This is a genomic window from Streptomyces sp. NPDC034670 (assembly GCF_055574875.1).
Genome location: NZ_JBVITR010000118.1, coordinates 1 through 3,886, shown reverse-complemented (window position 1 = coordinate 3,886; position 3,886 = coordinate 1). Strand labels below are relative to the sequence as shown.

The 3,886-nt window shown below is 72.2% G+C and carries 1 pseudogene; it reads left to right on the top strand.

From position 1 onward, the window contains the following. Window positions 1-8: 8 nt before the first annotated feature. A pseudogene (locus ACZ56B_RS32645) lies at window positions 9-3,886 on the top strand (type I polyketide synthase); the annotation flags it as partial.

The window sequence follows — 3,886 nt, the reverse complement described above, 5'->3', positions numbered from 1 at the left end:
GGGAGGAGGTGTTCTCCGGGACCGGTGCCCACCGGGTGGACCTGCCCACCTACGCCTTCCAGCACCAGCGCTACTGGCTGAACCCGCCCGCGCCGGCGGGTGATCCCGCGTTCGCGGTCGAGCATCCGCTGCTCGACTCGGTGATCAGCGTGCCCGACACCGGCGGCGTCCTGGCCACGGGCCGGCTGTCGCTGGCAGCCCAGCCGTGGCTCGCGGACCACACCGTCTCGGGCACGGTCCTGCTGCCGGGCACCGCCCTCGTGGAACTCGCGATCCGCGCCGGGGACGAGGTCGGTGCGCGGACCCTGCGGGAGCTGGTGATCGAGGCCCCGCTGGTCATCCCCGACGAGGGCGCGGTGCGGGTCCAGGTCTCGGTGGGCGAGGAGAGGGACGGTGTACGTCCCGTCGCGGTGTACTCGCGGCCCGACGACGCCGGAGCCGACTGGGTACGTCACGCCAGCGGCCAGCTCGACGACCACGCCCCGGCCCCCGGCACCGACCTCGCCGTCTGGCCCCCCGAGGGTGCGCAGCCCGTCGACCTGACCGGCTTCTACGACGAGCAGGCGAGCGCCGGATACGCGTACGGCCCGCTGTTCCGGGGCCTCAGCACGCTCTGGACCCTCGGTGAGGAGATCTATGCCGAGGTCGTGCTTCCCACGGAGGACACCGACGCGGCGGCCGGGTTCGGTCTGCATCCGGCGCTGCTGGACGCAGTCCTGCACTGCGGTGCCTTCACCGAGCGGAAGGCCGAAGAGGGCAAGCTCATCCTGCCGTTCGCCTGGAACGGCATGACCCTGCACGCGGCCGACGCCACCAGTCTGCGGGTCCGCATGACTCCTACCGGCCCCGAGTCGGTGGCGCTGGAACTCGCCGACAGCGAGGGCGCCCCGGTCGCGTCGGTCGAGTCGCTCGTGCTGCGCGCCGTCTCCGACGAGCAGCTCAAGTCCTCCGGGCGGGCCGGTTCCGAGACGGATGCCCTGTTCACCGTCGAGTGGACCGCCGTGCCGACCGAAGCGGGGGGCGGCGACGACACCGCGGTCATACCGCACCCGGTCTCCATGGCCCTGGACATCGAGGAACTGGTGCGCTCCGGTGCGTCGATGCCGGAAGTCCTGGTCGTCGACGCCATCGACGGCGTCGTCAACGCCGAACGGGTCCGCGGCCTCGTCGGCCGTGTCCTCGGGATCGTCCAGGCGTTCCTCGCCGCGCCGGAACTCGAGTCCACCCGCCTGCTCGTCGTGACGCGCGGCGCGGTCGGCGTCACCGCCGACACCGAGGTGACCGACCCGGCGGGCGCCGCCGTCTGGGGCCTCGTGCGCGCTGCGCAGGCCGAGAACCCGGACCGCGTCCTGCTGATGGACGTGGACGAGATCCAGGCGTCCCGGCCGGCCCTCCCGGGCGTCCTGGCCAGCGGTGAGGCGCAGGTGGCAGTGCGCTCCGACGTCGTGCACGTACCCCGCCTGGTGCGGGCCCCGGCCGATTCCGGCGCCGCTGACTCCGACGGACCGGTCCTGGATCCCGCGGGCACGGTGCTCGTCACCGGTGGCACCGGAACGCTGGGCGGGCTCGTCGCCCGGCACCTCGTCGCCGTACACGGCGTACGCCACCTGCTGCTGACCAGCCGCCGTGGGCCGGAGGCGCCCGGAGCCGAGGAACTGACGGCCGCACTCGAAGCGGCCGGCGCGAGCGTCACCGTAGTGGCCTGCGACATGTCGAAGCGCCGGGCCGTGAAGAAGCTCCTCGCGACGGTCTCGCCCGACGCGCCCCTGACCGGTGTCGTCCACACGGCCGGAATCCTCGACGACGGCGTGATCGCGAGCCTGACCCAGGAGCGGATCGGCGCTTCCTTCCGGCCCAAGGTCGACGCCGCGCTGACACTGCACGAGCTGACGAGCGGGATGAACCTCTCCATGTTCGTCCTCTTCTCGTCGGCCGCCGGCGTCATCGGCGGACCGGGTCAGGGCAACTACTCGGCGGCCAACGCCTTCCTGGACGCCTTCGCTCGGTGGCGCCGCGCCCGGGGTCTGCCGGCCGTCTCGCTGGCCTGGGGCCTGTGGGCCGAGTCCGGCGGCATGATCGCCACGATGAGCGAGTCCGACCAGGCCCGCATGGGCCGTGGCGGAGTGCTTCCGCTGCCCACCGAGGAGGGCATGGCCCTGCTCGACACGGCGCTGTCCGGCGAGGCGTCCACGCTCGTACCGGTGAAGTTCGACTTCGCCGCCCTGACGGAGCAGGCGGCCGCGGGTGAGGTGGCGCCGATGCTGCGGGGGCTGGTCCGCCGGCCCCGGCGCACGGCACGCGCTGCCGCCGGGGGAGCCGGCTCGTCCACGGGCGGCTCCCTGGCGGACCGCCTCAGGAAGCTGCCCCGGGAGGCCCGGCAGCGTCACCTTGTGGAGTTGGTGCTGGGTGAGGTGGCGGTGGTGTTGGGGCATGCGGGTGCGGCGAGTATCGATGCGGGTCAGGCGTTCAACGATCTGGGTTTTGATTCGTTGACGGCGGTGGAGTTGCGGAACCGTCTGAATGCGGTGACGGGGCTGCGGCTGCCGGCGACGTTGATCTTTGATTATCCGTCGCCGGGTGTGCTGGCGGATTTCCTGCGGGTGGAGTTGGTGGGGGAGGAGGCGGCGGTTTCGGGGTCGGTGACGGCCTCGGGGGTTTCTGGTGCGGGGGTGTCGGAGGATCCGATCGCGATCGTGGCGATGGGGTGTCGTCTTCCGGGTGGGGTGTCTTCGCCCGATGATCTGTGGGCTCTGGTGGCGGAGGGCCGTGAGGGGATCACGGCGTTTCCGGAGGACCGGGGCTGGGATGTGGCCCGGTTGTTCGATCCGGATCCGGATGCGGTGGGCAAGTCGATGGTGCGGCATGGCGGGTTCCTGCACGATGCGGGGGAGTTCGATGCGGCGTTCTTCGGGATCTCACCGCGTGAGGCGCTGGCGATGGATCCGCAGCAGCGGCTGCTGCTGGAGACCTCGTGGGAGACGCTGGAACGCGCGGGTATCGATCCGGCCACGCTGAAGGGCAGCCGCACCGGCGTCTTCGCCGGCGCCATGTACCACGACTACGCCACCAACCTCACCCGCGTACCGGAGGAACTGGAAGGCTTCCTCGGCAACGGCAACGCGGGCAGCTTCGTGTCCGGTCGGGTGGCGTACACCTTCGGCTTCGAGGGTCCTGCGGTGACGGTGGACACGGCGTGTTCGTCGTCGCTGGTGGCGATGCACTCCGCGATGCAGGCGCTGCGCAGCGGTGAGTGCTCGCTGGCGCTCGCCGGCGGTGTGGCGGTGATGGCCACGCCGGGCGCCTTCGTGGAGTTCTCGCGCCAGCGGGGTCTGGCGGTGGATGGGCGGTGCAAGTCGTTCGCCGAGGGGGCGGACGGCACCGCCTGGGCCGAGGGCGTGGGCCTGGTGCTGCTGGAGCGTCTGTCGGACGCGCGGCGCCACGGCCATGAGGTGCTGGCCGTGGTGCGGGGCAGCGCGGTCAACCAGGACGGCGCGTCCAACGGCATCACCGCGCCCAACGGCCCCTCGCAGCAGCGGGTGATCCGCCAGGCGCTGACCAACGCCGGGTTGCTGGCCACGGATGTGGACGCGGTGGAGGCGCACGGCACGGGCACGTCGCTGGGGGATCCGATCGAGGCCCAGGCGCTGCTCGCCACCTATGGGCAGGGTCGCCCGGCGGACCGGCCGTTGTGGCTGGGGTCGCTGAAGTCGAACATCGGCCACACCCAGGCGACTGCGGGTGTGGCGGGTGTGATCAAGATGGTGCAGGCGATGCGGCACGGGGTGCTGCCCAGGACGCTGCATGTGGATGCGCCGTCGTCGGCGGTGGACTGGTCGGCGGGCGGGGTGGAGCTGCTGACCGAGGCGCGGGAGTGGCCGGAGGGGGA